This is a genomic window from Aquimarina discodermiae (assembly GCF_040786235.1).
In the GTDB taxonomy this organism is placed as follows: Bacteria; Bacteroidota; Bacteroidia; order Flavobacteriales; family Flavobacteriaceae; genus Aquimarina.
In genome coordinates, this window is the sequence record NZ_JBFMKP010000007.1 from 69,002 (window position 1) to 91,563 (window position 22,562).

Consider the following 22,562-nt stretch of genomic DNA (forward strand, 5'->3'; position numbering starts at 1 on the left):
GGTTTACATTTGCATTGTAATCACAATTAATTACAAGTACTTATGGAAATAAAAATTAAATTACCCATTTGGTTTTGGGTAGTAGGAATTCTTGCACTGGTTTGGAACCTCATAGGAGTTAATGCATACATTGCACAAGCTTATATTACACCAGACGCTTTGACTGCCTTAACAGAAGGGGAACAAAGTTATTATACCAATTCTCCTTCCTGTGTGACGGCTTCTTTTGCAAGCGCTTTAGGTGCATCTTAATCCTATTAAAAGGCATCTTAAGAAATCTTAATCTTCTCTTATTATAACTAAATTAGCCGTATCTCCTGTTGTAAGATTCCATTGATTACGGGTAATAACATTTCCTTTGTCATCAATCACAATAAACTCTGCCGTATTAGGGCGAGCATCACCTTCATTTAATGCTTCTATATACAAAGTATTAACTCCCTTGACAAGATCAATAACGATTCTTCTGTAATTCCCTTGAAGATAAGCTTTTCCTACCACCAAATCTTTATCTAAAGATATTCTAACAACATCGCCATCTACCTCTCCATGATCTCTGTACATTAACTCAATAAACTTTGTATTACTCTTAAACCTACCTAAAAAAGCATCCTTTTTTATACCCTTCTCTTTTAAAAACCATTTAGGTGTAATTTCGGTTTTTGGTTGAAAATAATCATTTTTATTTCCAGACATGTCCCAAGACTTATTTCGACGACTATATGATTCCAAATTTTCAGGTAAACTATATAATGAAGAGTTTGTCGTTAACTTTTCATCAGAGATTTTATAATTGGTACTGCTTTTATCTTCTTCTTCAGCATCAATACGCAATGATTTAGAACTCTCTATCTGGGCATACGTATTCATGCAGCTACAAACCACAAAAAAGAACAAAATTCTCACATAAGGTAAATTCTTCATTTCTGATGAAAAATTGAATGTATTTAATAGTATCTTTAAAATAAGATCTAAATTAAAAAATAAAGCTTCATAATATAATAGACGCCACAAATTACTTATAATTACAGTAAAAATATTAACAATACTATAACAAGTAAAATGGCTATTTAACATTTTTCTACAAAAAACATACCAACAAAGTTGTAGGATTACTGTTATATTCATTATTTTGTTGTTAAAAACGGTTATGATGTATTATATACTGGGAGGAGCACTTCTGATTTTGTCGGTAATGTTATCTCTATTATATATAAGCAATAAAAGAAAGCTTAGAGAAAAAGAAATTGCTCTAAAGTCATTAAACAAAAAAACAGAAGAACAATTAGAATTACAACAAGAGCTTATCTCTATATTAAGCCAAGAGTTAAGAATTCCTATGTATGGTATCATGGGGTTAACTAATATTCTGTCTGAAGAACACCCTAATTTAAAAGATGACAAAAACTTAAAGTCTCTTAAATTTTCTGGCAACTATTTACTGACGCTTATAAATAATGTCTTGCATGTAAACTTTTTAGATTCTAAAGAAGTTACGGTACAAAATGTTTTATTTGACCCCAGAGAGTTAACCAGAAATATTATCAATTCTTTTAATTATGCTACAGAAAATAATAACACGCAATTAAGCTTTGATTTTGATGATGAAATAGATTCTATGTTGTATGGTGATCCAGCGGTATTATCGCAAATATTAATGAACTTATTGAGCAATGCTTTACGATTTACCAAAAATGGAAGTGTCAATTTTTCTGTAAATTTGATTAAGAAAAAGAAAGGAGTCTCAAAGGTATCTTTTAAGGTAAATCATGATGGACATGAAGTTTCTTTAGAAGAACAAAACTCTATTTATCAAGAATTTATAAATACAAGGAGTACGAATAAGTCACATTTAGGCATTGGGATTAATTCTAAAATAAGCCACAGACTAGCCAAAATCTTAAATGGTGAACTTATCATACAGGACAATTCACAAAAAGGTTCAGAATATGCTTTGGTTGTTAATTTTAATGAACCTGAAGTAAAAGAAAACAATGACAATCAGAGTCTAAAAGGTTTTGAAGCATTTGGAAAAAAGATAAGTGTACTAATTGTTGATGACAATAAACTAAACCTCTTGGTTGCCGACAAAATGTTATCCAAAGAAAACTATAATTGTACGACTATAGATAACGGTTTTGATGCTATAGACTTGGTTAAAGAAAATGATTATGATATCATTTTGATGGATATCAATATGCCTAAACTAAATGGTATTGGAACCACAAAAAGAATACGAAAATTTAATACAGAAGTGTCTATCATAGCATTAACAGCAGTAGATGTAACTCAATTAAACCGACAAATTGTACAAGCAGGATTAAATGATTATATACTTAAACCATATAACAAAAATTTACTGTTAGAAATAATTGATAAACATTTAAGCAGTAGTTCTGTAGAGCAATAAAGGTTTAATTTATTATAATTTGCTGACCAATTTTCAACACAGAATTGTGTTTAATAGCATTGGCTTTGCATATTTCAGAAATAACTAACCCATATTTATTTGCAATCCTATATAAGGTATCCCCTTTTTTAACGGTGTATACCTTTTGCTGTTGCTCCTTAATTAAGGAAACATCTTCTAAAGTTTTATGTACTACAATAGTACTTTTCCGTGTAGATCTATGATATCTGGGCGTTGCCCATTTTTTGGTAACCATCACCACATCAGATCTAATTTCTGAATCTTCATTAAACTCAAATACATATTCTGGATTAATGCTTTTTCCCTGGTAACGAACCTCCAAATGTAAATGGCTACCTCTTGCATTACCACTTACTCCTCCTTTACCAATTACATTGCCCTTTTTGACCAGATCATTTTCTTTAACTAATATTTTAGACAAATGGGCATAAACTGTTTCCAAACCATTATAATGTCTTACAATTACAGTATTTCCAAAACCACTATAATATCCTACATATCGCACCTTTCCGTCCAAAATTGTTTTAACAGTATCACCTACCTGTAAATCAATATCTATACCTCGATGTGGACGCCCTCTTCTCCAACCATAGCGTGATGTTACTACCATTTTACGAGTAATAGGTGAAGAAAAATTTTCATCTCTAAATTTTAACTCAAAAGGAAAAGAAACAGAAGTATCCCAATATGGATTAAAACGTACTGTATCCCATCTATCATTAAACACTTCTTGATTCGATTTATTAACAGCACTTTCACCGTTTTGGTCAGACAAAGTGATGTACTTTTTCTTAAAAATTGGCATAGAAAGAATCTTATCTCCAGCTACAATTTTTTTTAAATCTACAATTAATTTACTCCCCTCTTGTTCTTGTAATTCTTGTGCCGATATCTTAAAAAGTGAAAAAAACACAACAAAACATGATATACTTCTTTTATAACTAAAAAACATTATTTCTTACCGTTTACTTTATAAAGTAGATTTATTCTTCATTAAATATTTCCCATCCCATATGAGATAATAACTATAAAAGTAATAGGTTATTACAAAAAAACAAGAGCCTATCCCTATGTTATCATCACTAGCACTTCTCCTACAAACATACATCGCTAGCATACAGCATTTTACCTGTTTTTGTAAATATTGGATTTCCATAAATTAATTACGCTAAAATTCTAACCAACCATCTCCTTAACTTTTCCTTAAGAAATTGATATGAAAACATTAATATGGAAAATAACAATAAAAAAACCAAGAGGTAGTTTTAAGGTAGAACAAATAATTAATTAAACAACCATGAAAAGATCATTCACATTAATCGCAATGTCGGGAGCGTTAATCATGACATCGTGTGTATCAAAAAAGAAATACGTTGCTTTGGATCAAGAACTACAAAACACTCGTAGTACTTTACAAAAGACCGTTGTAGAAAAAGAAGAGTTAGAAGAAAAATTTGCTAAGATAGAAGCTAGAGTAGCAGATTACAATGCTAAAATTAACTCTTTAAAAGATTCTAATGATGAAAAAATGGTTATGGTAAGTGATGTTGCTGCTATATCTAATAAGACTAAGGAAAGAATGAAGGCTACTTTGGCCAATGTAGATCAACAAAAATTACAGGGAGCAACTTCGTTAAAAGATTCTATGAATATTGCAGTTTCTCACAACCTTAAGAATTCATTATCTGATAACCTAAAAGAAGACGAAGATATTTCTGTAAACATAGATAATACGGTAGTAATGATATCAATTTCTGATAAAATGCTATTTAAAAGTGGTAGTTACAGGATAAGTAATAAAGCTAACGATATATTAACAAAATTAGCAGAGGTGATTAATTCTGAACCAAGTTTAGAAGTTATGGTAGAAGGTCATACAGACTCTAGAACAATAAGTACTCCTGTATTAGAAGATAACTGGGATCTAAGTGTTAAAAGAGCAACCTCTATCATTAGAAAGTTACAAAATGAGTACAATGTAGATCCTTCAAAACTAATAGCTTCAGGAAGAAGTAGTTACAAACCTTTAGTAGAGAACGACTCTAAAGAAAATATGGCTATCAATAGACGTACAAAAATCGTATTATTACCAAATATGGATAAATTCTTTGCGATGTTGTCTTCTAACTAAATTTAGAAGATATTATAAAAATATTTTATTATAAGAAGGGGGTGATTTTGAAACACCCCCTTTCTTGTATTGTATACAAAAAAACTATGTATCTTCTTATAATTGGTAATATCCACATTTTAGATAAGCTCCTTCCTTAAAACCTATTGGATGATCTATATCATGTGCGGTCTTTTGCATAACTTCGAAAGTTCTTCCTGCGATCATTATATTTTTTTCTGAAATACTAAAAAACTCATCCGCTAATACTCTTGACGAACACGAGGCCAATACCAAAATACCATTTTGAGCCACCAACTGAGCCCCTAATTTTGATAATCGTGCATAGCTGTTTTTTGCTTTCTCTATCTCACTTTCTCTTTTTGCAAATGATGGCGGATCAATAACAACAATATCAAAAAGCTTTTGAGCATCGATCAAAGATTGTAATCCTTTAAAAGCATCTGCAACCAAAACCTCATGGGTCCCTTTATGGGAATTTAAAGCAGCATTGCTTTTGGCCATATCCAGAGCATGTTTACTTATGTCCAAACTTACCACTTCTCTCGCTCCTCCTGTAAGTGCGTGAACAGAAAACCCTCCCGCATAAGAAAATACATCTAATACAGTTTTTCCTGAAGCCAACTCCCCTACCTTTTTTCTATTATGACGATGATCCAGAAAATAGCCCGTTTTATGACCTTTAATGACATTTGCAGAAAACAAGACTCCGTGCTCCCTAAAAACAACCACTTCATCTTCTAACACTCCGTAGACAATCTGCCCATCTTTAAGTCCGTATACATCTCCTTTTGTTTGCAATAACCTACTTAATCTTAGCACAACAGTTGTAACACCAGTAATTGCTATTAAATGCTTAAGAATCCAATTAAAATAAGGAAACCATATATGCGAATATAACTTTATAACCAATACATTATCATACACATCTGCAATAAGCCCGGGAAGATGATCATTTTCTCCAAATAACAATCGATAACTATTAGTATCGGTAAGCAATAATGGTTTTCTTAGCTCATAGGCTTGAAATATCTTTTCTTTAAACCATATTTCATTTATCTGGGCCGCTTTTTTAAATTGAATTAGTTTAATTCGAATAGGTGAGTATGGATCGTACAAACCACAAGCCAAAAAATTATTTTTGGCATTATCAAATATAACAACAAGATCTCCTGCAGTTCCTTCCAGGTTTTGTTTAAGAATACTATCTTCAAAAACCCATGGATGGCGTTTTTTCACCATCTTCTCTGCGGCAGGCTTTAACTTTACCGCTAGTCGTTTTGTTGTTATAAAAGGTAGAGGGTTATAATCCATTACTGCCAAACATTCTTAATCTTCTCTAAACAGAAGATTGATCTTTGACCGAAGTTTTCGCTTATAATCTTCTTCTAACCAATCTCTATAATTCTTTGTACTTTTACTAATACAATAAGAATACCTACGAACTCGATATTCTATATCTTGATCTAATAATTTACTTAATATTCGAGCATCAAAAACATCCTCGCTGTTTTCACAACACATTTTTGCATGTTGATCTATAGATTTTTCTAGTACAGTTAAGCTTCTAAGACCAAACTTTTTGGTTTTGGCATACTCCTCTTCTATATCAAAATCTGTATCTTCAGATTTAGCAAACTCTCTTCTTAGGTCTTCTGGTAATACATATCTAAAATTACGCTCAATCTCTTCATCTCCCACCAGATTATCATAATAAAAATCAGGAGATCTAAAAATCGATTGCCAATCTACATCAGAGTTCCATAGACCAAATCTAGCCGTATTATTTCCCAAATCGAGTATCGCAAACTCTTTTTTGGTTGGCAAAATCCTGGAACCTCGACCAATCATCTGAAAATATAAGGTAAGTGATTTGGTTGCTCTGTTAAGAATAATGGTTTCAACAGTTGGTTCATCAAAACCTGTTGTCAAAATACTTACCGAAGATAATATGGCGTCATCGGTATTCTTAAACCAGGCTAATATTTCTTCTCGTTCTTGTTTACTATTTGTATTATCTAAATGTCGTATTGGATACCCTGCTTTTTTAAAAGTATCATATACATATATAGAAGTATTAATACCGTTATTAAAAATCAGTGTTTTCTTACCTTTACCCTTTTCTTCATAAGCATGTAACAGCTTATCCTGCATCATCATATTTGTGTATAGCTCTTCTGAAGATTTTACAGTATAATCTCCATTCATCCCTATTTTAAGAGATCCTAAACCTACATCAAAAGTATAAGTAACCGGTTTGGCCAAAAAACCACTCTTAATCAAAGAATTAATCGTGTCTCCTACTATTAACTCATTATAGTTATCTTTCATAGGAAGTTTCATATTAGAACTAAGCGGTGTTGCTGTTACTCCTAATATAAAACAGTGCTTAAAAAAGCGAAAAAGCTTTCTAAAAGAATTATAATGTGCTTCATCGATAATCACCATTCCAACATCCAACAGCTCCAAGCGATTTTCATTAAGTCTGTTATTTAGCGTTTCGACCATGGCCACAAAACACATATACTCGCTTTGATCATCTAGTTCTTTTACAGAGCTATTAATGATTTTGTTCTTTACCTTAAATTCGGTAAGCATTTTAGAAGTTTGCCCACAAAGCTCTATACGATGCGTAAGAACAACCACCTTCTTTTTGGTAGTTTCGGTATATCTCCTTACTATTTCAGAAAATATAACAGTCTTCCCTCCTCCTGTAGGAAGTTGATACAACAAATTGTATTTTTCGGGAAATTCATTTAAGCGCTTAAAAATCTTATCGATATCACGTTGTTGATAATCATATAAAACTTTCCTACCTTTATTATGTATCTCTGCGGGTTTTAATCCCATGAAGCTTCTATTAAAAATAAGCAACAAAATTAAGTACTTTTAAAGGTTAAATGAAGGAATTAATGAAATATATTTCTTCATTTTTTTATAATTTACATGCAAATCTAATTTAGGATAGAAATTATAGTCTATCCCGATACATTTCAGAATGTTAATTAATCATAATTATTAATTTTGGTTACGCTCATATTTTAATTTTGAAATTAGCAATCACCCACCATTCGGTAAAACATGAAGTAAATAGCAATTTTAATGACAAAAACTGAAAAAGATTTAATCCCAGTACAGGCACTTTTAATACCAAAATCAATCGTACATACTGCCAAAATACTAAATTGGATCTCTCCATTTTTGGCTTCAAGATTTGCTGCCAGGATATTTTTAACACCCTATAGTTACAAAAGACCTGATAGAGAAAAAGGAATGCATCAAAACAGTAAAAAAGAGAATATCTATATTAATACTATCAGACGAAAAGTAGTCGTTTATACTTTTGGGGATTCACCCAAAAAAGTTCTTTTGGTTCATGGTTGGTCTGGTAGTGGCACACAACTATCAAAAATTGCTGAAGCTCTTTTACAACAAGGATATAGTACGATCAGTTTTGATGCTCCTGCGCATGGAGATGCCCCAGGTAAACGAAGTATGCTGCCTTTTTTTATAGAAACTATTTACCAATTAGAAAAAACACATGGCCCCTTTGAAGCTGCTATAGGACATTCCTTGGGCGGAATGTCTTTACTAAGAGCTACCAAATGTGGACTTCAAATTAAAAGACTTATCATTATAGGTACTGCCAATAGTATTACAGAAGTGACCAAAAATTTTGTAAAAAACCTGCAATTAGGACAAAATGTAGGCCGTCTTATCAAAGCCTATTTTGATGACCAATATGGCGAGGATATTGACAACTATTCTGGAGCCGTATCTGCCATAGACGTTACTATACCAACCCTGGTAATTCATGATAAAAATGATGTAGATGTACATTATAGTGCTGCGCATGAAATAGCTGATAATTTAAAAAATGGTGAACTTTTGATTACCGAACAATTGGGCCACAGAAAAATCTTAGGAAACAAAGATGTTATAGAAAAAATATTAAAATTTATTTTGGAATAGTTATTGATTGGTTATGTATCATATTTTTGTACGACTACTCGTTATATAAATATTCAATTAAAACAGAGAATTATGAAACGTGTTATTTTAGTAATGATGGCTATATTAGCAATAAGTTGTACAGGAACTGCTCAAAAAGAAAGCAAAACCACCAAAAAGGTTTACGAAGTATCTAAGACCAATGCAGAATGGAAAAAAATACTGACCAACGAACAATATTATATCTTGAGACAGGCAGGAACCGAAAGGCCTCATTCTAGCCTATTAAACAAATTATATGCCTCTGGTACATTTCATTGTGCGGGATGTAATACACCGTTATATGAAAGCAAATATAAATTTGATAGCGGAACGGGGTGGCCAAGTTTTGACAGAGCTGTAAAAGGAAATGTTGATAAGGATGTAGATTACAAATTAGGATATGCAAGATCAGAATTATTATGTAGTACCTGTGGTGGGCATTTAGGACATGTTTTTAACGACGGCCCTAGAGAAACTACCGGTATGAGGCATTGTATTAATGGAGATGCCTTGATTTTTAAACCAACCAAAACCAATAATGAGTAAATACCCAATACATAAATCAGAAACCGACTGGAAATCGCAACTAACTGAAGAGCAGTATAAAGTGCTACGAGAAAAAGGAACCGAAAGACCTTTTACCGGAGCTTATAATATGCATTCCGAAAAAGGAACCTATCTATGTATGGGATGTAATACGCCACTTTTTGATAGTGCAACAAAGTTTGATTCTGGCTGCGGATGGCCAAGTTTTGATGAATCTATAGAAGGTGCAATAGAATATATTAGAGATACCTCTCATGGGATGATACGCACAGAAATCGTTTGTTCGAATTGCGGTGGACATATTGGCCATGTTTTTAACGATGGCCCTACGCAAACAGGACAGCGTTATTGTGTAAACTCTGTAAGTATCGATTTTGATAAAAAGCAATAATTAACAAATAAAAACACGTATGAGAAAAATTTTCACTTTGGTATGCTTGATGGCGGTTATGCTTACTTCTTGTTCTAACGATGATGATCGTGTCGATAATGATACTATTGGACTCACATTTGAGACCACAGTTGATTTTACGCCTAATAATGAATACGGAACGCGCTTTGAATTTCCAGAAAATATTTTTGATTCTGATGTGGTATTGGTTTATCGTAGAGAAAATGTTGACAATCAACTTGAAGTCTGGGAACCATTACCTACGGTCACTATATTCCTAAATGATAATGCTGATACTTCTGTACAATATAGATTTAATTATACCATTGGAGATGTTGATATTTTATTAGAAAGTAATAACCCTGATTTGGTTCCTGCAGATCTTACAGATAATCAAAAGTTTAGAATTGTGGTTGTTCCTGCTAATTTTGCCAAAAATACCAAGATAGATTTATCTGATTTTAATGCCGTACAGAAAGCACTACATTTGGAATTATAAAATAACACTAAATAATCTTTAAAAAAATATAAAACTTTCAGGACTCAAAATATTATTATATAAAATATAAAGGCTCAAAGTAATTTTGAGCCTTTATAATTTGTTGTTGTTTGTCATGGCAGATATAATGTAACAACTCATAAATGATAATCACGCTACCCACTCTAAGTATACAGGATCGTTTGCTATCATTTTAAACAATCTCTTTTTGGATTCGCATTTCTTTTTACGCACATATCCTTCAGAAAACCCCATTATAGAAGCTATTTCTCTGGCACTCTTACCGTCAAAATACAGTTCCCATAGATTTTGAGTATTTTCTCCTAATTGGTTATAGTATTTTTTGAATACAGCTTTTTCATCTTTATTAATAAGTTGATCCAAGATATCGTTCTTTCCAAAACCTACAGAATCGAATACCTCTGGTATGTATTGCAGTTTTTCTGTGATTTGCAAATGTGTTCTCCAAAGATTTTTGCAAATACCAAATAGATAATTTCTAACATTAGAATGTATACAGGAGGGTTTACCCTTAAGTACCATTAACAATTGCAATATAGCTTCTTGCATAATATCCTGAGCATCTTCTACCCTTCCCCCTTTTTTAAGTATATAAGATTTAAATCTGGGATAAATGAACTCATAAAGTTCTTCCAATGCATTGGTATCATTAATTAATTTTTTTATGCCTGGGGGTAAACATTTTACTTGTGTATTCATCTTCTTTTTCCTTTATTTTTTCTCTAATACAACATGTCTATCAAGATTGATTGTGTTGTTGATGTAAAAGTAGATGGAAAGGAAGGTAGTCTACAAGAGAAGTAACTCGCCATTACCGAAAGTAAGCACGGATTTACAGAAAATCGGTGTAATGATCCACCTTAAAAAGTACAAGACACAACAACACCTAACCTACTGATAACAAGATAATATTAATATTCTAAAACGCACATCTTATCTATTAACTGGTGTTACTTAGGAGTTTTGTAATGCAACTCATGTATTTTGTAACGTGACTCATTCATTTTGTAGCACGTACTATGCATTTTGTAACACGTCCCAAGCATTTTGTAACACATCCCAAGCATTTTGCAACATGACTCAAGCGTTTTGCAACATGACTCATTTATTAAGTAATAGTTTTTATTCTTTTGTTACCCCGTTGATGAGAATTATCTAATTAATAAAGTGAGTCATTCCAGATTTGATATGGAATTTATTTACTAGGTCAAAAACTTCGTAGTAATATTTAACAATTAAGAAACTAACATCGTGTCCATAGGCATCGTGTTTTTATTTTTATAACAATTTACTCTCCTAGTTATACCAAATAAATTAAGGAAAGCCTAAATCGTTTTCTGATTATCCTAATTATCCTTAAATTCGTGGCTTCAAAAATAAACACATTTATGAGCACATATGATATCATCGTTTTAGGTAGTGGTCCTGGAGGATATGTAACCGCAATACGAGCTTCACAATTAGGTTTTAAAACCGCTGTAGTAGAAAAAGAAAACCTGGGAGGCGTTTGCCTTAACTGGGGATGTATACCCACAAAAGCATTATTAAAAAGTGCACAGGTATTTGATTACCTGAAACACGCTTCTGACTATGGATTAACGGTAGAAAAATTTGACAAAGATTTTGATGCAGTAGTAAAACGTAGTCGTGGTGTTGCAGACGGAATGAGCAAAGGTGTGCAGTTTCTTATGAAAAAGAATAAGATCGATGTGATCGAAGGGTTTGGTAAGCTAAAAGCAGGTAAAAAAGTTACTGTAACAGCTGCCGATGGAAAAGAGACTGACTATGAAGCAAAAAATATCATTATCGCTACGGGAGCAAGATCCAGAGAATTACCAAACTTACCGCAAGATGGTAAAAAAGTAATTGGATACAGAGAAGCAATGACGTTGCCAACACAACCCAAGAAATTGATTGTTGTGGGATCTGGTGCGATTGGTGTAGAGTTTGCTCATTTCTATAACGCAATGGGAACAGAAGTTACTATTGTAGAATTTTTACCTAACCTGGTTCCTCTGGAAGATGAAGAAGTATCGAAGCAATTTGCCCGTAACTTCAAAAAAGCAGGAATCAAAGTAATGACCAATTCTTCTGTAGAAAGTGTTGATACCAGTGGTGATGGCGTAAAAGCAACTGTAAAGACCAAAAAAGGAGAAGAAATCCTGGAAGCAGACATTGTTTTATCGGCAGTAGGTATTAAAACTAATATCGAAAACATTGGACTAGAAGAATTAGGAATTGCAACCGATAGAGATAAAATCGTAGTTAATGATTGGTATCAAACTAATATCCCAGGAGTCTACGCAATTGGAGATGTAGTACCCGGTCCTGCATTAGCGCATGTTGCCTCTGCAGAAGGAATTACTTGTGTAGAAAAAATAGCAGGAATGAACGTTGAAGCTATCGACTATGGTAATATTCCTGGTTGTACCTATGCATCACCCGAAATTGCAAGTGTAGGGATGACAGAAAAACAAGCCAAAGAAGCAGGATACGAATTGAAAATTGGTAAATTTCCTTTCTCTGCTTCTGGAAAAGCGAGCGCTGCAGGGACCAAAGACGGTTTTGTAAAAGTAATTTTTGATGCAAAATACGGAGAATGGTTAGGTTGCCATATGATAGGTGCCGGTGTTACCGATATGATTGCAGAAGCTGTTCTTGGAAGAAAATTAGAAACAACGGGGCATGAAGTGCTAAAAGCTATCCATCCCCACCCAACCATGAGTGAAGCAGTAATGGAAGCAGTAGCAGATGCTTATGATGAAGTAATTCATCTATAATAGCTATTTATAATATACCATTACAAAGAAATGCCTTACTGAAATAGTAAGGCATTTCTTATTGTAAAAACTTTTGAGAGTGTTTTCAAAAAATACAATTGTATTACTAACAATTTATAAAAACGTGTGAATAACAGTTACTCATAAAATCGTATCATTTCATCATCAATTACCATTCATTTTTAGCATTTCAAAACAAGAATTTCATCATAAAATGATCATTTTAACTTTCTTTTTGGTTTGACCAAAAAAAAGACTTAAATAAACATTTAACCTTTACATAAGACTTTCAAAACACCTACTTAAAATACAGACCACATCCCGTATACATAATACAGATTAAACATCTGTTTGACAAGTCAATAACTCAAAACCAACTAGTTTCAAAACGTAAATATATGGCTAGATTTCCGTAAGATTTTATTAGAATTAATTTATACATTTAGTATGTAAATCACACGATTTAGCACATCATTAATGAGCATTAAACCAACCGTAATCAGAAGTAAAATATTCGATTGAGTAGCTACTATCATCATTTTTTGATTACAAAAAAGAGGCACCCGAAAATCTTTTTTAATTAGAGTAGGGATTACAATTAAAACTAATAAACTATGTCAACAATTAACTGGAACAACGGTAGATTAATTGAGCTTGAAGAAGGGACAACTGCAACAAGTAACGGAAGTCTAAATAATGGGCAATTATATTGTTTATTTTTTTACAATGCAGCAGGAAATGATGCCAATACTACAGTAAATGTAGTTTGGTCAAATTCTAAGCCACCCATTCAAGTAATCGTTCCTGGTACTACTATGAATCAAGGATTGGCTGCGTTATGTTTTGTTGATGGAAGTCAAACTAATACAGTTTCTGCTTCTGTTACAAATGGAAATCAAGGAGCTAAAATTCAAGCTTTTATAGGAAGTGTAAAAATGCCTTTAGATACAGAAGGAATCAACAATAAGCAACTACCATTAAACGGTCAGGAGCAAGGTTTCCAGAAGTTTACTCGTTTTTATGCTGTACCAGAATCACACTGGTATTCTGGGCAAATCCAAAGTAATATCAATCAGTTTACATCAGTACAGTTTACAGAGCATAAAGCACAAGTTATCATTGTAAACAAATTAGTTGATCCAAATACAGTAATAAAATATGCAGGAGATACTCAGAGTTTGGTAGAAGTGATTACTTCTGAAACTCAATCTCAACCTTTTAGCCTACAAGGTAACGGTCAGCAAATTGTTTGGATAAATGCAGATAGCACACAAAACAGTAGTGATGCTACCATTTCTGTTCAGTCATTAAGTGCTCTTTACCAAGAGAACCTTACAACAGAAGTAGAAGCATTGGCAAGCTTAGCTTAAATTAGTTTAAATATAGGCTTAGTATTGATAGTGTAAGTTTAGGAAAAGCCCGCTATCGCTTAATAACATAAGGTCATACGTTACTATTTTGTTTTATATACATACGTACTAAGCCTATATTTTAAAATCATTATTCGGGATTTATTTAAATAAATAGATCCCTTATAAAATATAATACCTTCTATGCCTTCTTTTAATGAGTGTTAAAACTTTGAATTGCCAACTCATAACTCTGTAGTCCAAACCCCAGAATCACTCCTTTTGCATTGGGTGATATATAAGATTGATGTCTAAACTCTTCTCTACCAAAGGTATTAGAGATATGCACTTCTATTACAGGTGTAGCAACAGCTTTTATTGCATCACCAATGCCAATAGACGTATGTGTATAGGCCCCTGCATTAAGAATAACACCATCATACTGGTCATCGGCTTCCTGAATTTTGGTAATCAATTCTCCTTCAATATTGGATTGAAAATAGGATAAATCTACATTTGGAAATCGAGTTTGTAATTGTTTGTAGTATTCTTCAAAAGTTTGACTTCCGTACACTCCAGGTTCTCGTTTCCCAAGGAGGTTTAAATTTGGACCATTAAGAATAAGTAGTTTCATGTAAAAATTTTGATTTGGATCACCTAAAACGTTTGATCATCCTGTCTTCTATTATTTTTTGTTTTAAATAAATACCCTACAGAAAGCTGGCCAACACCATGCTTATTGGTTATATCTATCGTATCTATTGCATTTATATTGGTTAACCCCATTACATATCTTGCCTGAAAAAACAAGCCACTTTCTAACATGTAACTCCCACCAAACCCCCAACCAAAATCAAAACTCTCGAACGAATTATAAAACTCGTCTGTGGGATCCTCTGCAGAAGTGGTAGCATTAGCTAATGTTGCTAATTGAGGACCAGTTTCTAAACTAATTTGATTCGTTATATAGAACTTAGTCATGACAGGTAATGCAAGATAATTTAAGCTTATTTTATTTTCTACTCCCTCCTCTTCAAAAGTATATCCTTGTGCAGAATACAACACTTCTGTCTGAATATAAAAACGGGATAGTATTGGAAACTCAATAACAGCTCCCAAATGCAAACGAAATCTTGGATCAACATCATTTATATCCCCATTAATAGTAGCATAATTTGCACCTATTTTAAATCCTGCTCTCGTATACAAAATTTCTTCTTCTTCCTGAGCATGCAAAAAAGTAGTAATTAGCAAAGTAATACCAAAAAAAATAGTTCTCATAGTAAAAAGCTTTTCTACCCAAAAGTAGTTTTATTTTTTAAAAATCCAGAGTTTGTGTACAAAAAAGCATCTCGAAAAATCGAGATGCTTTTTGATTGTCTTGTTTGTTGAATCGTAAAATTTAGAACTTATACCCAATAGATAATTGAATTACATTATTTTGATTTTTAGCACTAGATCCTTCTATATCATTAATATTGGATAAACCTAAATTATAACGTGCATCAAAGAAAAGTCCCATATCCATTTGATACCCTAAACCAAAATTAACACCAAAATCTAACCCTTTTGTAGTATCCTTGATATCTACATCTTCAGTTTCTGTTCCTTCGCTATCAGTATCCTCTTGTTCTCTCTTTGCAGATAAAAGGAAACCTACTTTCGGTCCTGCCTGTAAACTAAAACCTTCTACGATATAAAATTTACCTATTAATGGAATGTTTAAGTAATTTAATTTTGTTGTAGTTTCTTCTGTTGTTGTCTCATTAAATACTTCAAAAGAACTTTCGTATTTAGATCCCTGAGTAGAGTATAATATTTCTGGTTGAAAAGCGAATTTTTCTGAAAGAGGAATTTCTACAACAGCTCCTACATGAAACCCTGTTTTTCCACCAACATTATCGGTTTCATCCCCTGTAATAGTTGCAAAGTTAATCCCTGCTTTTGCCCCAAATCTAATTTCTTCTTCTTGTGCGTTTGATACTAAGCTTAAAGAAGTCAATACAGCAAATAGTAATAGTTTTTTCATGATTAGATAATAATTTAATTAAAGTGTTTTCTATTTGAGCACGCTAAACTATATGATTCAAAGCTATCCCATATTACATTTATGGTTTTTTTACAGTCTTTGCAGTAAACATTTTATAACTTATTAGTTTTATGTCGACTAAAAAATATTATAAACTAGTCAGTACATATCTATGATCAGGTAGATTAACTTCTATAAAAACAAAATCATCTTTTTTACTTTTATTACAAGTATAAAATAATACATTTGCATCCTAAAATTTTAAAACAAACAAAAACAATTATGAGAAAATTACTTTTAACTGCACTTGCTTTTGCAAGTTTTGCTACTGCTAGTGCACAAGACGAAAAAACAGCTGGTTTTACCAATGGAGATGTATTTATTTCTGGTAACGTAGGTTTTAGCTCTGAAAAGTTTGGAGAAAGAAAAGAGAATTCTTTTACTGTTGCTCCAAGAGTTGGTTTCTTTGTTTCTGAAAACATTGCAATTGGCGGAAAATTAGGTTTTACTAGTCAAAAAGAAGAATTAGGTTCTACTGAAGATAAAACCAATGCTTTTTCTGTAGGTGCGTTTGGAAGATATTACTTCTCTCCTGCTAGTAAATTTTCTGTATTTGGTGAATTTGGCGCTGACTACCGATCTACCAATCAAGACAATGGTACTACCGATGTTACCAACAACGGTTTTGGTATCGGGGGTGGACCTGGTGTTAGCTATTTCATTGGTAACAACTTTGCTTTAGAAGCTTTCTGGGGTGCACTTAGATATGCTACAGAAAAAGCTGATACAGATGGAGCAGAGTCTCAAGACAACTTTGACTTAAATGTTAACCTGGAAGACATAACTTTAGGTTTAGTATACAAGTTCTAAAAAACTATATTTCTAAATTATTTTAAAACCATCTTAAGTACCCTTAAGATGGTTTTTTTATATTCGTGTTAATGAAATGGAATCACGCTATAAAGGATTATACTCACTATCTAAAAATTGAAAGGGGGCTTTCTGAAAACTCTATTGTTAATTATACACTAGACATAGAACGATTATTAAAATTTCTGGAAGATCAAAAAATAGACTCCTCGCCACTTACTATACAAAAAGAAATACTGCAACAATTCATTTTTGAAACTGCAAAATTGGTCAATCCTCGTTCGCAATCAAGGATTATTTCTGGATTAAAAAGTTTCTTTAATTATCTTGTTTTCGAAGATTATAGAGAATCTAACCCCATGGAACTTATAGAAGCTCCAAAAATAGGCAGAAAACTTCCCGATACGCTGTCTGTAGATGAAATTGATGATATTATAGCTCAGATTGATTTAAGCACACCAGAAGGAGAGCGCAATAGAGCAATAATAGAAACATTATACGGTTGTGGTTTACGAGTAAGCGAACTAACTGATCTAAAATTGTCTAGTCTTTTTTTTGAAGAAGGTTATATCAAAGTAACGGGTAAAGGAGATAAACAACGATTCGTGCCTATAGGAGATATTACCAAAAAATATATCAACCTATATATTACAGAAATTAGAGCTCATCTTATAATTCAAAAAGGGCATGAAGATACCTTGTTTCTAAATAGGAGAGGTAAACAGTTGACCAGAGCTATGATCTTTACTATTATTAAAAGGTTAGTAGAGAAATCTGGAATACAAAAAAAAGTAAGTCCACATACTTTTAGACATTCTTTTGCCACACATTTACTTGAAAACGGAGCCGATTTAAGAGCCATACAACTTATGTTGGGGCATGAGAGTATTACAACAACAGAAATTTACATGCATGTAGACACGAGTCACCTAAAAGAAGTTATCCATAATTTTCACCCTAGAAAATAATGCTTTTACTGAAATAAGACTAAAAAACTCCTAAAACGTTTTTAAATAGTAATAGGAGTTTTATTTCTAATGTATCTAAAAAAATCACATACACTACTTAGCTTGTTGCTCTGCGTTAGCAGGTGGTTTTGGTTGTGTGAACAAATCTATTAGTGCTACTCCTATATGATCAATAATATCACTCGACACTAAACCTTCAAAACTGGTTTTATGTACGGCGATATCTCCTGCTTTACCATGCAAATACACTCCAAAAACAGCTGCTTGTAAAGGATCATATCCCTGCGAAATTAGGCCTGTAATCATTCCCATAAGTACGTCTCCGCTACCCGCTGTCGCCATACCAGGATTACCCGTTGTATTAACATACAATTGATCTCCATATACGGTAATAGAATTTGCTCCTTTTATAACAACAATACAATCGTGGCTTTTAGAGAACTCTTTGGTTTTATGGATTTTATCAAAATCATCTTGCCATGGCCCTATTAAACGGTCTAATTCTTTTGGGTGTGGTGTCAGAACTGTTAATTTAGGAAGATGCGCTAACATATCGTTATGTTCTGCCAGTACATTAATGCCATCTGCATCTATAACCAATGGTAATTTATTTTCTGAAAGAAATTCTTTTAACGCATTTACCGTCTTATCATGAGTCCCCAAACCAATACCTATTCCTATAACAGAGGGTGTAAAATCAAGCGTAATTTCTTCTAATTCATCATCTCCATCTGTAATCACCATAGCTTCAGGTAAAGTCGATTGCATAGCATCATACCCACATTCAGGAATATAAGATGTTACCAAACCAGCTCCTATTCTTAAGGCCCCTTTACTAGCCAAAATAACACTCCCAATTTTACCATAACTCCCTCCTATAATGACACTATGCCCATAAGTACCTTTATGACTATACTTATGTCTTGGTTTGTATATTGGTAATACTTCATTTTTTCCGATAAGGGTAGCAAAACCAGGCGTTTTATTTAAGAAGTCTCGATCAAGTCCAATATCAATGACTTGAAGGTCCTGAGAATACATCCCTGTTTGAGGCAAAAAGAACGCCAATTTTGGTAACTGAAAAGTAACCGTTACATTGGCAAAAATAACCCCTTCTGGATCATCAGGAGCTTTATCTGCATACAAACCAGAAGGAATATCTATTGATATCTTAAAAACTCTCGTGGCATTAATATGCTTTATTAAAGAAATCACCCATGGTACAATAGGTCTATTCAGACCAATACCAAAAATAGCATCAAGAACAATGTCCTGTTGTTGTAATTGTGGGAAATCTTCTTCAGATTTGATTTGAATTGGCCAAGTTTTATCAATTTCTTTTAGTCGATCATAATTTACCAAAAAATCTGAAGATCTGTTCTCACTGAAATTGACAATATAAGTCTTTACATTATAACCATGTTCTACCAACAATCTCGAAACCACCAAACCATCACCTCCATTATTTCCTATACCACAAAAAACATGAATAAATACAGGAGACCCCTGTAATTTATTATGAATCAAATTAAAAACCTGATTCGCAGCCCGCTCCATTAGTTCTATAGAAGTTATTTTTTCTGATTTCATTGTTGCCTCATCGGCATTACGCATTTGTTGCGCAGAAAATATTTTCATTTGTTTTAATTTTATTTAAAATAAGTCTACAAAGACTTTATCGTATAATTATCCTTTAAAAAGATTATTAAATATGATTGTAATTACACCTGTTTTATTTGATTTTATGAGAATTTTATAACAATTTCAATTTTTAGCTATCGAATTGACAAAAGTAAATATAACCTCCCAATTTAGTTTTCTTTAAATGTAAAAAATTATACATTTGAACTTATAAAGTACGATATCAAATGTTTAGTACCATTATCATCTCAATTTTATCACTTAAGATTTTTATATCTGAGATTTCTTCTATTACACGTACTACAGGCATTACTATTACCCCTAGGGGTTAATCATTTATATATCACCACGTACAAAAAGTAGTTTATAATACAACCTAAAAAACTACGACAAAAATTAATACTAATACAATCCAAAAAATATTATGAACGTTCTGAAATTTGGAGGTTCTTCTGTCAAAAATGCTACGGCTATAGACAGTGTTATAGATATCATCAAACAAAAACTAACTAAAGAACCTATATATGTTATAGTTTCTGCAATGGGTGGCATTACTGATTTATTAATTCAAGCCGGTACCGAAGCTGCTGCAAACAACGAAAACTATAAAAATGTACTTGAAGAAATAGAAAAGATACACCTTACAGCTGTAAAAAATCTTATTCCTGTTACTTCTCAAAGTGCCATAATGAGTAAGGTTAAGGCAGAACTTAACACACTCGAGTCTTTATGTGAAGGCGTATTTCTACTAAGTGAATTATCAGAAAAAACAGAAGCCGTAATCGCTAGTTTTGGCGAGTTACTATCATCTTTTATTATTACAGAAGCTGCAAAAGTAAAAGGGTTGGATGTTATAAGAAAGGACACTAGAGAACTTATTGTTAAAATTGTAAACTCTAAAGTTTCTGTAGATTACAAAAAAACCAATGATAACATTACTCAATTTACAGATACCAATAAACATAGTGTGGTAATATTTCCTGGTTTTGTTGCACGAAATCAAGATGGAGAACCTACCACATTAGGTAGAGGTGGATCTGACTTTACAGCTGCAATTCTAGCCGCCGCAACCAATGCCAAGGAATTACAAATCTGGACAGATGTAAGCGGTATGTATACTGCAAATCCAAAAATTGTGAAACAAGCCAAACCGGTACCTCATATTTCTTATCAAGAAGCTATGGAGTTATCTCATTTTGGAGCCAAAGTAATCTACCCTCCTACTATTCATCCGGTATTAGATAAGAACATTCCTATCGTCATAAAAAACACTTTTGATCCAGAAGATCATGGTACACTAATTACACGAAATGTCGATGGTAGAAAAAAAGCAGTAACAGGAATTAGTCATATAGACAATACTTCGATCATTTCTCTAGAAGGTAGCGGAATGGTAGGTATCCCGGGGTTTTCTAAACGTTTGTTCGAGGCCCTATCATTAAAAAACATTAATGTGATACTTATCACACAAGCATCATCAGAACTCTCTATATGTTTGGCAGTAGAATCTTCTGAAGCCGAAATTGCAAAAGAAATACTCGATACTACGTTTGAATTTGAAATTTCGAAAAAGCAACTAGAAGCAGTAAAAATAGAAAATGATATTGCCATTGTAGCACTAGTAGGTGATAATATGTACCAACACCAGTCATTAAGTGGTAAAATGTTTAGTACCCTTGGTAAAAACAATGTAAATATTAGAGCAATTGCTCAGGGAGCGTCAGAAAAAAATATTTCTGTAGTTATTGAAGAAAAAGACATCAAAAAAGCGCTAAATGTACTACATGAGCGATTTTTTGAGGTTGAAACTAAGCAATTAAACTTATTTGTTACCGGAGTAGGAAATGTAGGTAGTAAATTACTTGAACAGCTTCAGCAACAAAATGAATACCTAAAGGAAAAATTACGTCTTAAAATACGAGTTATAGGAATGTCTAATTCTCGTAAAATGATTTTTGACGAAAACGGAATTGATTTAAATAACTGGCAGCAGCAATTACCAGAAGGCGAAGATGCAAATGCTTCATCCTTCTTTACAAAAGCAAAAGATATGAATTTACGTAATTCTATTTTTGTTGATAATACTGCAAATCCAGATATTGCCAAAATATACAAGCACTACTTAGCAGAAAGTATTGCGGTGGTCACTTGTAATAAAATTGCATGTGCAGATGAATATGTCAACTACAATGAGTTACAGAATTTATCTCGAAAATTTAACACATCTTTCTTGTACGAAACCAATGTAGGCGCAGGCTTACCCATAATCAATACACTTAATAATCTGATCGATTCTGGGGATAATATCCATAAAATACAAGCTGTATTATCAGGTAGTCTGAATTTTGTATTCAACAACTACAAAGAAGGCGTAACTTTTCACAATATCGTTAAACAGGCCCAGGAAGAAGGCTATACAGAACCAGATCCAAAAATTGATTTGAGTGGTATCGATGTAGCTCGTAAAATTCTAATTCTTGCAAGAGAAAGCGGAAAAGTAATGGAACTAGAAGATATAGAAAACGATTCTTTTTTACCAGAAGAAAGCCTTAACACAACTAATGTTGATGATTTTTTAAATTCAATAAAAAATAACGAAAGTCATTTTGAAAGTATTTTTAATGCTGCCAATAAAAAAGATTGCCGCCTTAAGTATGTCGCGCAATATGAAAACGGAAATGCAAAAGTAGGATTACAACATATACCAACAGATCATCCATTTTACAACCTAGAAGGTAGTGACAATATTGTTCTGTTCTATACAGATAGGTATCCAAAACAACCTTTAATCGTAAAAGGAGCTGGTGCAGGTGCAGATGTTACTGCATCAGGTATTTTTGCTGATATTATTAGAGTTGGCAAAAGTAATTTAAATGAATAATTTTGAGGTAATATGTATATAACCAATAGAAA

General features: G+C 32.7%; 21 protein-coding genes. 12 read left to right on the top strand and 9 right to left on the bottom strand.

Annotation, left to right across the window (positions count from 1 at the left end; all coding sequences use genetic code 11):
- Positions 1-42: 42 nt before the first annotated feature.
- A complete protein-coding gene (locus ABW636_RS05935; protein ID WP_367589038.1) occupies positions 43-252 on the top strand; it encodes a hypothetical protein in 210 nt (69 codons plus the stop codon).
- A gap of 27 nt (positions 253-279) precedes the next feature.
- Here the strand turns inward: ABW636_RS05935 and ABW636_RS05940 are convergent, their stop codons facing one another.
- Positions 280-924, bottom strand: coding sequence for a hypothetical protein (locus ABW636_RS05940; protein ID WP_367589039.1), 645 nt, complete (start codon positions 922-924; stop codon positions 280-282).
- 226 nt (positions 925-1,150) lie between these two features.
- Between ABW636_RS05940 and ABW636_RS05945 the strand changes: the two genes are divergently transcribed.
- Positions 1,151-2,410 (top strand): response regulator, encoded by a 1,260-nt coding sequence (locus ABW636_RS05945; protein WP_367589040.1) that lies wholly within the window; start codon positions 1,151-1,153, stop codon positions 2,408-2,410.
- 4 nt (positions 2,411-2,414) lie between these two features.
- Here the strand turns inward: ABW636_RS05945 and ABW636_RS05950 are convergent, their stop codons facing one another.
- Entirely contained in the window at positions 2,415-3,344 is a 930-nt protein-coding gene (locus tag ABW636_RS05950; protein WP_367589041.1) for a peptidoglycan DD-metalloendopeptidase family protein, read from the bottom strand.
- 384 nt (positions 3,345-3,728) lie between these two features.
- Here ABW636_RS05950 and ABW636_RS05955 point away from each other — a divergent pair, with 384 nt between their 5' ends.
- Positions 3,729-4,562, top strand: a complete 834-nt coding sequence (locus ABW636_RS05955) for an OmpA/MotB family protein (RefSeq protein WP_367589042.1) — start codon at positions 3,729-3,731, stop codon at positions 4,560-4,562.
- A 96-nt stretch (positions 4,563-4,658) separates the two neighbouring features.
- On the opposite strand, the gene ABW636_RS05960 is transcribed toward ABW636_RS05955, so the two are convergent.
- Both ABW636_RS05960 and ABW636_RS05965 read right to left on the bottom strand, forming a co-directional pair.
- Positions 4,659-5,876, bottom strand: coding sequence for a class I SAM-dependent rRNA methyltransferase (locus tag ABW636_RS05960; RefSeq protein ID WP_367589043.1), 1,218 nt, complete (start codon positions 5,874-5,876; stop codon positions 4,659-4,661).
- Positions 5,877-5,891: 15 nt separating this feature from the next.
- Entirely contained in the window at positions 5,892-7,412 is a 1,521-nt protein-coding gene (locus tag ABW636_RS05965) for a DEAD/DEAH box helicase (protein WP_367589044.1), read from the bottom strand.
- Positions 7,413-7,664: 252 nt separating this feature from the next.
- On the opposite strand from ABW636_RS05965, the gene ABW636_RS05970 reads away from it, so the two are divergent.
- From ABW636_RS05970 to ABW636_RS05985, 4 genes are all read left to right on the top strand, one after another.
- Positions 7,665-8,534, top strand: a complete 870-nt coding sequence (locus ABW636_RS05970) for an alpha/beta hydrolase (RefSeq protein WP_367589045.1) — start codon at positions 7,665-7,667, stop codon at positions 8,532-8,534.
- Positions 8,535-8,606: 72 nt separating this feature from the next.
- A complete protein-coding gene (gene msrB / locus ABW636_RS05975) occupies positions 8,607-9,101 on the top strand; it encodes a peptide-methionine (R)-S-oxide reductase MsrB (RefSeq protein WP_367589046.1) in 495 nt (164 codons plus the stop codon).
- Positions 9,094-9,492 carry a peptide-methionine (R)-S-oxide reductase MsrB gene (msrB, locus tag ABW636_RS05980; RefSeq protein WP_367589047.1) on the top strand — a complete coding sequence of 133 codons (399 nt, stop codon included), beginning with the start codon at positions 9,094-9,096 and terminating at the stop codon, positions 9,490-9,492. Before msrB (ABW636_RS05975) ends, msrB (ABW636_RS05980) begins: the two co-directional genes overlap by 8 nt.
- A gap of 19 nt (positions 9,493-9,511) precedes the next feature.
- Positions 9,512-9,991: a hypothetical protein gene (locus ABW636_RS05985; RefSeq protein WP_367589048.1), complete on the top strand. Its 480-nt coding sequence runs from the start codon at positions 9,512-9,514 to the stop codon at positions 9,989-9,991.
- 150 nt (positions 9,992-10,141) lie between these two features.
- On the opposite strand, the gene ABW636_RS05990 is transcribed toward ABW636_RS05985, so the two are convergent.
- Positions 10,142-10,711: an RNA polymerase sigma factor gene (locus ABW636_RS05990; RefSeq protein ID WP_367589049.1), complete on the bottom strand. Its 570-nt coding sequence runs from the start codon at positions 10,709-10,711 to the stop codon at positions 10,142-10,144.
- Positions 10,712-11,400: 689 nt separating this feature from the next.
- Between ABW636_RS05990 and lpdA the strand changes: the two genes are divergently transcribed.
- Positions 11,401-12,792 (top strand): dihydrolipoyl dehydrogenase, encoded by a 1,392-nt coding sequence (lpdA, locus tag ABW636_RS05995; protein WP_367589050.1) that lies wholly within the window; start codon positions 11,401-11,403, stop codon positions 12,790-12,792.
- A 614-nt stretch (positions 12,793-13,406) separates the two neighbouring features.
- A complete protein-coding gene (locus tag ABW636_RS06000) occupies positions 13,407-14,162 on the top strand; it encodes a hypothetical protein (RefSeq protein ID WP_367589051.1) in 756 nt (251 codons plus the stop codon).
- Between the two features lie 193 nt (positions 14,163-14,355).
- Here the strand turns inward: ABW636_RS06000 and aroQ are convergent, their stop codons facing one another.
- The 3 genes from aroQ to ABW636_RS06015 form a co-directional block, all read right to left on the bottom strand.
- Positions 14,356-14,775 (bottom strand): type II 3-dehydroquinate dehydratase, encoded by a 420-nt coding sequence (gene aroQ / locus ABW636_RS06005; RefSeq protein WP_367589052.1) that lies wholly within the window; start codon positions 14,773-14,775, stop codon positions 14,356-14,358.
- Between the two features lie 23 nt (positions 14,776-14,798).
- A complete protein-coding gene (locus ABW636_RS06010) occupies positions 14,799-15,422 on the bottom strand; it encodes a porin family protein (protein ID WP_367589053.1) in 624 nt (207 codons plus the stop codon).
- Between the two features lie 121 nt (positions 15,423-15,543).
- Entirely contained in the window at positions 15,544-16,170 is a 627-nt protein-coding gene (locus ABW636_RS06015; RefSeq protein ID WP_367589054.1) for a porin family protein, read from the bottom strand.
- A gap of 282 nt (positions 16,171-16,452) precedes the next feature.
- Here ABW636_RS06015 and ABW636_RS06020 point away from each other — a divergent pair, with 282 nt between their 5' ends.
- Both ABW636_RS06020 and xerD read left to right on the top strand, forming a co-directional pair.
- Positions 16,453-17,040: an outer membrane beta-barrel protein gene (locus ABW636_RS06020; RefSeq protein WP_367589055.1), complete on the top strand. Its 588-nt coding sequence runs from the start codon at positions 16,453-16,455 to the stop codon at positions 17,038-17,040.
- 71 nt (positions 17,041-17,111) lie between these two features.
- On the top strand, positions 17,112-18,008 hold the full coding sequence (xerD, locus tag ABW636_RS06025; RefSeq protein ID WP_367589056.1) for a site-specific tyrosine recombinase XerD: 897 nt from the start codon (positions 17,112-17,114) through the stop codon (positions 18,006-18,008).
- A gap of 93 nt (positions 18,009-18,101) precedes the next feature.
- Here the strand turns inward: xerD and ABW636_RS06030 are convergent, their stop codons facing one another.
- Complete coding sequence (locus ABW636_RS06030) at positions 18,102-19,646, bottom strand: NAD(P)H-hydrate dehydratase (RefSeq protein ID WP_367589057.1); 1,545 nt, start codon at positions 19,644-19,646, stop codon at positions 18,102-18,104.
- A 427-nt stretch (positions 19,647-20,073) separates the two neighbouring features.
- Here ABW636_RS06030 and thrA point away from each other — a divergent pair, with 427 nt between their 5' ends.
- On the top strand, positions 20,074-22,530 hold the full coding sequence (gene thrA, locus ABW636_RS06035; RefSeq protein ID WP_367589058.1) for a bifunctional aspartate kinase/homoserine dehydrogenase I: 2,457 nt from the start codon (positions 20,074-20,076) through the stop codon (positions 22,528-22,530).
- Positions 22,531-22,562: the final 32 nt, after the last annotated feature.

Coding starts and splice junctions, on each gene's coding strand:
- ABW636_RS06010 (WP_367589053.1), bottom strand. CDS start 15,422: ATGAGAACTATTTTTTTTGGTATTACTTTGCTAATTACTACTTTTTTG.
- ABW636_RS06015 (WP_367589054.1), bottom strand. CDS start 16,170: ATGAAAAAACTATTACTATTTGCTGTATTGACTTCTTTAAGCTTAGTA.
- ABW636_RS06020 (WP_367589055.1), top strand. CDS start 16,453: ATGAGAAAATTACTTTTAACTGCACTTGCTTTTGCAAGTTTTGCTACT.
- ABW636_RS05955 (WP_367589042.1), top strand. CDS start 3,729: ATGAAAAGATCATTCACATTAATCGCAATGTCGGGAGCGTTAATCATG.
- ABW636_RS05940 (WP_367589039.1), bottom strand. CDS start 924: ATGAAGAATTTACCTTATGTGAGAATTTTGTTCTTTTTTGTGGTTTGT.
- ABW636_RS05935 (WP_367589038.1), top strand. CDS start 43: ATGGAAATAAAAATTAAATTACCCATTTGGTTTTGGGTAGTAGGAATT.
- lpdA (WP_367589050.1), top strand. CDS start 11,401: ATGAGCACATATGATATCATCGTTTTAGGTAGTGGTCCTGGAGGATAT.
- ABW636_RS05990 (WP_367589049.1), bottom strand. CDS start 10,711: ATGAATACACAAGTAAAATGTTTACCCCCAGGCATAAAAAAATTAATT.
- aroQ (WP_367589052.1), bottom strand. CDS start 14,775: ATGAAACTACTTATTCTTAATGGTCCAAATTTAAACCTCCTTGGGAAA.
- thrA (WP_367589058.1), top strand. CDS start 20,074: ATGAACGTTCTGAAATTTGGAGGTTCTTCTGTCAAAAATGCTACGGCT.
- ABW636_RS06000 (WP_367589051.1), top strand. CDS start 13,407: ATGTCAACAATTAACTGGAACAACGGTAGATTAATTGAGCTTGAAGAA.
- ABW636_RS06030 (WP_367589057.1), bottom strand. CDS start 19,646: ATGAAAATATTTTCTGCGCAACAAATGCGTAATGCCGATGAGGCAACA.
- msrB (WP_367589046.1), top strand. CDS start 8,607: ATGAAACGTGTTATTTTAGTAATGATGGCTATATTAGCAATAAGTTGT.
- ABW636_RS05960 (WP_367589043.1), bottom strand. CDS start 5,876: ATGGATTATAACCCTCTACCTTTTATAACAACAAAACGACTAGCGGTA.
- xerD (WP_367589056.1), top strand. CDS start 17,112: ATGAAATGGAATCACGCTATAAAGGATTATACTCACTATCTAAAAATT.
- ABW636_RS05970 (WP_367589045.1), top strand. CDS start 7,665: ATGACAAAAACTGAAAAAGATTTAATCCCAGTACAGGCACTTTTAATA.
- ABW636_RS05945 (WP_367589040.1), top strand. CDS start 1,151: ATGATGTATTATATACTGGGAGGAGCACTTCTGATTTTGTCGGTAATG.
- msrB (WP_367589047.1), top strand. CDS start 9,094: ATGAGTAAATACCCAATACATAAATCAGAAACCGACTGGAAATCGCAA.
- ABW636_RS05965 (WP_367589044.1), bottom strand. CDS start 7,412: ATGGGATTAAAACCCGCAGAGATACATAATAAAGGTAGGAAAGTTTTA.
- ABW636_RS05985 (WP_367589048.1), top strand. CDS start 9,512: ATGAGAAAAATTTTCACTTTGGTATGCTTGATGGCGGTTATGCTTACT.